Annotated in this window: 8 protein-coding genes; 5 read left to right on the top strand and 3 right to left on the bottom strand. The window is 52.3% G+C overall.

Translation table 11 applies throughout. The annotated features are described in order from the left end of the window. Positions 1-256 precede the first annotated feature (256 nt). The 3 genes from ABX962_RS26540 to ABX962_RS26530 are packed head-to-tail and all read left to right on the top strand — an operon-like array spanning position 257 to position 3007. Positions 257-643, top strand: a complete 387-nt coding sequence (locus ABX962_RS26540; protein WP_372723896.1) for a hypothetical protein — start codon at positions 257-259, stop codon at positions 641-643. Further along, positions 618-1244 (top strand): type II TA system antitoxin MqsA family protein, encoded by a 627-nt coding sequence (locus ABX962_RS26535; protein ID WP_372723894.1) that lies wholly within the window; start codon positions 618-620, stop codon positions 1242-1244. The genes ABX962_RS26540 and ABX962_RS26535 overlap by 26 nt, the downstream gene beginning before the upstream one ends. Further along, positions 1241-3007: a KGGVGR-motif variant AAA ATPase gene (locus ABX962_RS26530; RefSeq protein WP_372723892.1), complete on the top strand. Its 1767-nt coding sequence runs from the start codon at positions 1241-1243 to the stop codon at positions 3005-3007. The genes ABX962_RS26535 and ABX962_RS26530 overlap by 4 nt, the downstream gene beginning before the upstream one ends. A gap of 59 nt (positions 3008-3066) precedes the next feature. Here the strand turns inward: ABX962_RS26530 and ABX962_RS26525 are convergent, their stop codons facing one another. From ABX962_RS26525 to ABX962_RS26515, 3 genes are all read right to left on the bottom strand, one after another. Further along, positions 3067-3420: a hypothetical protein gene (locus ABX962_RS26525; protein ID WP_372723890.1), complete on the bottom strand. Its 354-nt coding sequence runs from the start codon at positions 3418-3420 to the stop codon at positions 3067-3069. Continuing rightward, the gene (locus ABX962_RS26520) at positions 3417-4727 is read right to left on the bottom strand and encodes a DNA modification methylase (protein ID WP_372723888.1); all 1311 of its coding nucleotides are present in this window, start codon (positions 4725-4727) and stop codon (positions 3417-3419) included. The genes ABX962_RS26525 and ABX962_RS26520 overlap by 4 nt, the downstream gene beginning before the upstream one ends. 101 nt (positions 4728-4828) lie before the next feature. Then, on the bottom strand, positions 4829-5029 hold the full coding sequence (locus ABX962_RS26515; RefSeq protein ID WP_372723886.1) for a hypothetical protein: 201 nt from the start codon (positions 5027-5029) through the stop codon (positions 4829-4831). Positions 5030-5667: 638 nt separating this feature from the next. Here ABX962_RS26515 and ABX962_RS26510 point away from each other — a divergent pair. Together ABX962_RS26510 and ABX962_RS26505 are read left to right on the top strand one after the other, a co-directional pair. After that, positions 5668-6030 carry a hypothetical protein gene (locus tag ABX962_RS26510; RefSeq protein WP_372723884.1) on the top strand — a complete coding sequence of 121 codons (363 nt, stop codon included), beginning with the start codon at positions 5668-5670 and terminating at the stop codon, positions 6028-6030. Between the two features lie 124 nt (positions 6031-6154). After that, on the top strand, positions 6155-6479 hold a 325-nt coding region (locus tag ABX962_RS26505), incomplete at its 3' end, for a DUF1559 domain-containing protein (RefSeq protein ID WP_372723882.1).

Raw genomic sequence — 6479 nt, 5'->3', positions numbered from 1 at the left:
GGTTCGTTACCCGGTGGGGGCATCGTAGAGCGTCCGTCCAGTCCATGACTATTTCCAGGCGCTCTGGAGAAAGCACCCAAATCTTGGCCTAATGAGGAAATTAGCTGCCCTGTGATAGCACCTAAAGATCGGCGAATGGATTGACGACGTTACTATCGTGTGATAGTATTTGTGAGAGCAGGCTAGACAGCCCTTTTTCGAGCTACGGAGGCTTAAAGGTGAATTATCCGATTTCAAACGGCTCACGGAGTGGCGCATGGCGACCCGACAAGAAGTCTCTCAGTTTCTCAGCGAAGTAGCCGCTGCGATCCTGCTGGGACATGTTCAATGGATCACGAGAGCAGAAACTACGCAGGGGTTGCTTGACTTGGGAATTAACCAGTCGATTGCTCACGAACTCATTCAGAACTTGACACCTGACAACTACTCAACAGGTCCAGAGCCTGATCGCAACTGCCCTGGACGAGATGTGTGGATTTTTGGTGTTACCGTCAATTCACTCGAAGCCTATGTGAAGCTGGCTCTTCAAAAGCACAACCGCAAGAAGACGGTCGTCGTCGCGATCGTTTGGTCTTTCCATCCTGCAAAACACAAACTCATTTATCCATTGGCAACAGATGGTCAACAAAACAAAACGAACTGAGGTCAGCGATTTCTGCTTTGCTTGTGGATCTGAGCAGCATGTCAGTGTCGAAAATCGGCAGTTGGAGCTTATGGTTCGCGGAGAGCCGGTAAGCGTTTCCGTAGAAGTGAGTGTTTGCCCCAGTTGTAAGGCGGAAGTTGTGGCGGATGGCTCAGATCCATCGCAGCTAGCGTATGAAGTTTATCGGGAGCGAAATCGCCTGTTGTTGCCAGAGCAGATTATAGCGATTCGCAAACGCTATTGCTTATCGCAAAAGGCGATGGCATTGCTGATTGGCATGGGGGAGGTCACGATCAATCGTTATGAACGAGGAGCTTTGCAGGATGCAACCCATGACAGCATGATTCGCGCGTTCGACAATCCCAGATTCGTACTCGACGCACTTGAGCGGCGGGGCAAATTACTTAGCTCTTCTCAGTATAGCAAGGCCCTAAGGAGGGCTAAGCAACTAGCGGGCCAATCCAATAGAGTTGCGGCTGTTCCTAAGCCGTGGACTAACGGTCTGGGCGCCATCGTCGCGAAGGCGAAGGGGGCCCAAGATCTTATTGAAAGATCTGGAAGCACTTGGGGTCTTGCAGCAGGACAGAGGTTAACCGCATGAAGACTATCACTTTCTTCTCCTACAAAGGTGGTGTCGGGAGAACGCTTTCCGCAACCAATTTTGCGGTTTATCTCGCAAAGCTTGGATTGAAGGTTGCGATCATGGATTTCGACCTTGAGGCACCAGGTGTTGACTCGAAGTTTCGTGAATTCGAGTTGCCTGCAGGGCAACTTGGCCTTGTCGATTACCTCCTTGAATTTCAAAGGACGGGGGACCAACCGGGCGAAGTGCGTCCCATCGTATGTCCAATTCCCATTCCATCACCCACTGGGCAGCGAGAGAACGAACTGTACCTAATTCCCGCTGGTGACTACCTAGCAGCAGATTACTCCCAGAAATTGAACGATCTTGACTGGGAGCTAATGTTCTCTCCCGAACGAAACGGTGCAGCCTTTTTTCAACTGTTCCTCGATCGTTTCAGTAAAGACCTATCGCTGGACGTGTTGGTTATCGACTCTCGTACTGGGTTTAGCGAAATAGGCGGGCTTTGCACTCAGCAGCTTGCGGACGAAACCGTAATCCTGTCTTCAATGGCTTCTGAAAGCGTGAAGATGACGAAACACTTGTCCAGAATGATTTCTCAGAGCGAGATTGCCAAGCAGCTTGACAAGAAGGTCGAAACTAAAGTCGTAGTGAGTCGCATCCCTCGACCGCGCGGAAGCGTTGATCAGTTAAAGACGAAATGCGCTGAGTTGTTTGAGGTTGATGAATCTCAAATCTTCTTCCTCTTCTCCTGTTCAGACTTGGAGCGTGAAGAGTTCGTTGCGATGCTCAACACGGACAAATCAGATGCCTTGGTAGCTGGGTACATTCAACTTTTCCAAGGGCTAAATGTCGAAGTCGCTGACGAGAGCATAAAGAAAGAGATTGAGCGGACCGAAAGGGGCCTACTGTCCGTTCGAGCGCCAGAGGCGCATGCGCGGATTCGTGAACTCGCGGCGTTGTATCCACATCCCGAGGTATATCGCTTAGCAATTCGTTTCTTCGAGCTGACACAGCATAACGAAGAATCTGCAATCTTTGGCGTTCGCTTACTCGATCTGAAACCTGGCGACGAGGAAGCACTCTTAAAAGTCGCCCAGTTCTTCATGGGACAGGAACCACCGCGTCTGCGTAGCGCGTTCTTTAGGAGAAGCAAACTTTCACGATACGCCGATGTTGAGAGGCTCATGACGATTTCCGAGGAAGCGTTTGATCGTCAGTTGCTAGAAAGTGAACAGTGGGTTGCTCTAGCAGATACGCTTGAAGATTTTGATCGCCACGAGAAAAGTTTTGAGGTAGCCAAGTCTGCATTAGAGTGCGCCGATCTTGATCCAAAACTTCGGTTGCAAGCAACTCAGATTGCGGCCCGCTGTGCATTGCAATTGGGGTTGGTCAAGGAAGCCCGAAAACTTGTTGAGCTATTGCCTTCGCGTGCTGTTGGCGGAGTGCTGGCAAAGTTTGCGTTGGACATTCGTCTCGAGAATGGAGATCAAGAGGAGGCGCTTGATTTTGCAAGATCGATTTTGACGAAAGAAGCCAACTGGCCGGTATTAAAGACAGCAATTGACCTCTCGCGACATTTGAATCAGATGAAGCAGATGGGACAATTTCTTAGAGGCAATCCTGAACTTGTTGGTCAACTGGTTCACGAAGGTGAGCAGCACATTCTTGGTGAGTTTGAACAACTTGGGTTTGACTTCTCTGACTTTGTTGAGCATTTTTCAAGCATGTCGCCAATGATGCGAAGGCGAAGGCTCGTTAGTGAAGAACTAAATGACTAGTCGAGGCTAATATGAATTGGCAATCCGCTTGCATCGTGCCTTCACGACCAGTTAGGTAACTAGCACGATGTGCGAGTTATGTGGACCGGTTTGATTCTCAGCATCGTCTCCGCGTCGATGGCTTGCATTTCCGCATCGAGATCCCGACCTTCACGGGATTTACTCCGTGCTTCGAGTTGAGTCGCGATGCCCTTTTGCATCTCGATGCGGTTGGCTTCGATCTGATGCTTGCGTTTCGATCGACGTTGTTGTCGCTCTATGATGGCTTGATTGCGACGTTGTTGCTCCGCCGCTTCGGCCGCCCGCCGCAGCACGTATCGCGTTAGTTGAGTTCGCCAGGAACTGCAGCTCGCAGTACCTGTATATTTTCGACGCCGGCGAATGGTCGCATCAAAAGCTTTGAACAAGCTCATCGCATATTCTCCTCGCGAGCCCCGACCGGAATCGGTGACTCGCCGGTTCGCTCAAGAACCGCCTTCTTGCCGGTGAAACGCTGGTAGCGGTCAACGATCACGTCGCAATACGGCGGGTCGAGTTCCATCAAGAATGCCTTTCGGCCGGTTTGTTCCGCGCCGATCAGTGTCGATCCACTGCCACCGAACAGATCGAGCACGTTGTCACCTTTGCGTGACGAATATTGCATCGCCATCACGGCCAGTTCCGCTGGCTTGCCGGTGAGGTGTTCGAGTTGCTGTGGCGGGATTTTCTTGACGTGCCACAGGTCCGTTGCGTTATTCGGGCCAAAATACTTGTGGCCGGCACCTTCACGCCAACCATAAAACGCCCACTCGTGTGCGCCCATGAAGTCTTTGCGTGTCATCACCGGGTGCATTTTGTCCCAGATGATGGCCTGCGAAAAATATAGACCGCAGGCTGACAAGACAGGCGGATAGTTGGCGATATTCGAAAAGCCTCCCCAAATGTAAAAGCAACGACCGGGTTCCATAACACGGGCGATATTGCCGAACCAAGCTTTCAACAAGCGGTCAAATTCCTCATCGGAAACAAAGTCGTTGGCCAGCGGCCGGTCCTTGGCTCGCATCTTCTTCGGACCATCCTTCGTTTTGCCCTTGCCGGCCTCAAACGAGCTGTTGCCGGCCGCGATCGCATTCTTGCTGCGGGGTTCGACCTTCACGTTGTACGGTGGATCCGTATTGCACAATTGGATCTTCGCACCGGCCAAGAGTCGATCAAGGTCTTCCACGCTGGTCGAGTCGCCGCACAACAACCGGTGGTCGCCGAGGATCCACAGATCGCCGGGTTGCGTAATCGCTTCGTCGGGAGGTTCGGGAACGTCATCCGGATCGGTCAAGCCTTGCGTGACGCCCGGGTCGAGCAGTTTAGCCAACTCGTCCGAATCGAATCCGAGCAATTCACAATCGAACCCTGAGTCTTGCAATGCACTGATCTCCAGCGGCAGCAAGTTGTAATCCCACTCTGCATTTTCGCCGGTGCGATTGTCGGCGATCCGGTAGGCCCGGACCGATTCAGGTTCCATGTCCTTCGCGACGTGAACCGGCACTTCTGCAAGGTTTAAGAACTTGGCGGCCTTGAACCGGGTATGGCCGACGATGATCACGCCGTCGGTGTCAACCACGATAGGTTGGCGGAAACCGAATTCGTTGATGCTTTGAACGACGTCCGCAACTGCGTCGTCGTTAATACGAGGATTGCTTTCGTAAGGCTTGATTCGATCAAGCGACCATATTTCGACCTGCATGGCAGCGTCCTTTCCAAGGAGAAGAGAAATGGAAAGGGTTCGGTCGGTGGGTTGTTGGCTAGATGTTTGGTTGGGTGGGTGTGTTTTGGGAAGTCGCCGGCCTAATCACTGTCGGCCGCAGCTGTTTCGTCTTTCGGTTCATCGAACTCTGGTGAGAACGGATCGAGTTCAACAACCTTACCATCGCGCCAAAGGACAATTGGCGTATTGTGTTTTCGAGCACGGTCGACAACAACCTTCCGAGTCTCTTTCATCGCAGCGTTGGTTCGCGTGGAAAATTCACTTTGAGTGTCGCGGACCATGGCAGTAATCCCGGAGTATGAGGGAGGATGGTTTCGAAGCGGTTGTCGTCAAATATGGTCTTCGCTGAATCTTCTTCAACGACTATTTTCGCTCAAACTTCTTCAGTTCCTTTTGTGGAATTTTACGTAGCGAGACGGGGTTCACCAACACAACATGTTTCTTTCGGACAATTAAAACTAACTGTGCCTAATAGGGCGGCTGTTCCGGTGGCCCTGGTTGGAAACGTTTTTTCGACGGAGGACCCGTTCGCCCAGGGTGGCCGGCTTCCTGGCCGCTTCTGGCCGCCCACGCTCGCCCGTGTCGCGATTTATTTCGCTCTCGGCGTTCCAGATACGCCTTCTCCGCCTCAACCGCCAGCCTCGTTCACGGGAAACATAGTCCGTCGTTGTCAATTCGAGTCTGTGTAGTCTCATCTATGAGCGAACCGGTGCTTTGTGTGAAACACAGGAGCCATTGGCCGAACAAGTTGTTGACATCGTGCGGAACCAGACCCCGCTAATTGTTGACGCGGAGTCTAGAACCGGCGATAATCGCGTTCTGGCAGGTTCTCACCAACCGGCGATAACACCCTACTTCACCACTTATCGCGGGAACAACCGGCGATAATTACCTCGTTCGCCCACATGGGAGTAAACGGTTGCGTCTCGCTACGGACAACGAAATCGCCCTTGCGGTTGTTCGCCTCGCAGACGTGGAGTCTCGGCTTGGCGGATATACCTGTGAGATGCTTGCCCATCCCATCGCGGATCGGTCGCTGCGGAACTACTGCATTCTGACCGAGGATCTGGAACTTGCTGGCAACTTGGGTCTTTCCGAATCTGATAAATTCTGGAGTCGATACTATTGGCTAGCTCGATTCAGGATGGAGTGGAACGCCGTCGCCGGGTACGATGCTGGCATTGAACAGCAACTGTTCCAGCTTTTGGAGGACGCGCAAGTTGAGTGCGGTGCGCTGCCAGGCGTGGAGGCCGCCGCTAAGCGGGATGCGGTACTGTCGTAACGGAAGTCCTAACAATTTGGTGAACCAATAAATGCACCCGGGTTGCGGATCGGGCGTTTTGTTAAATTCAAGTCGTCTGGCCGCAACCGGGTGATTTTAACGTTCGTCGACAAAGTGGAATCAGATGACAATACGTCGCAGCGGACTCACAGTCCTTGAACTTATCGCTGTCGTCGGGATCATCGGAATTCTCGTTGCTCTCTTACTTCCCACCATCCAGTACGCTCGGGAGCTTGCACGCCAATCGACTTGCCAAAACAACCTGAAGCAGCTCGCTCTTGCGGTTCACAACCACGAATCGACACACCGGTCGCTTCCTTCGCTTTACAACGGCACATTTCTTAATCAGCCTCGAACAACCATGGATGAGTTTCATTTTCATTCGTGGCGGGTCGCGCTACTGCCGGAGCTGGACCAGACCTCTTTGTTTGGGAATGTCGACTTCTCAG

It is taken from the genome of Novipirellula sp. (genome assembly GCF_041583735.1).
Lineage (GTDB): Bacteria > Planctomycetota > Planctomycetia > Pirellulales > Pirellulaceae > Novipirellula.
Note: the sequence above shows the minus strand (reverse complement) of the source record. Positions and strands in the feature narration are given on the sequence as shown.

What these genes read in the sequence shown, in the direction of transcription:
- ABX962_RS26540 (WP_372723896.1), top strand. Translation starts at nt 257, where the DNA reads ATGGCGACCCGACAAGAAGTCTCTCAGTTTCTCAGCGAAGTAGCCGCT.
- ABX962_RS26535 (WP_372723894.1), top strand. Translation starts at nt 618, where the DNA reads ATGGTCAACAAAACAAAACGAACTGAGGTCAGCGATTTCTGCTTTGCT.
- ABX962_RS26530 (WP_372723892.1), top strand. Translation starts at nt 1,241, where the DNA reads ATGAAGACTATCACTTTCTTCTCCTACAAAGGTGGTGTCGGGAGAACG.
- ABX962_RS26525 (WP_372723890.1), bottom strand. Translation starts at nt 3,420, where the DNA reads ATGAGCTTGTTCAAAGCTTTTGATGCGACCATTCGCCGGCGTCGAAAA.
- ABX962_RS26520 (WP_372723888.1), bottom strand. Translation starts at nt 4,727, where the DNA reads ATGCAGGTCGAAATATGGTCGCTTGATCGAATCAAGCCTTACGAAAGC.
- ABX962_RS26515 (WP_372723886.1), bottom strand. Translation starts at nt 5,029, where the DNA reads ATGGTCCGCGACACTCAAAGTGAATTTTCCACGCGAACCAACGCTGCG.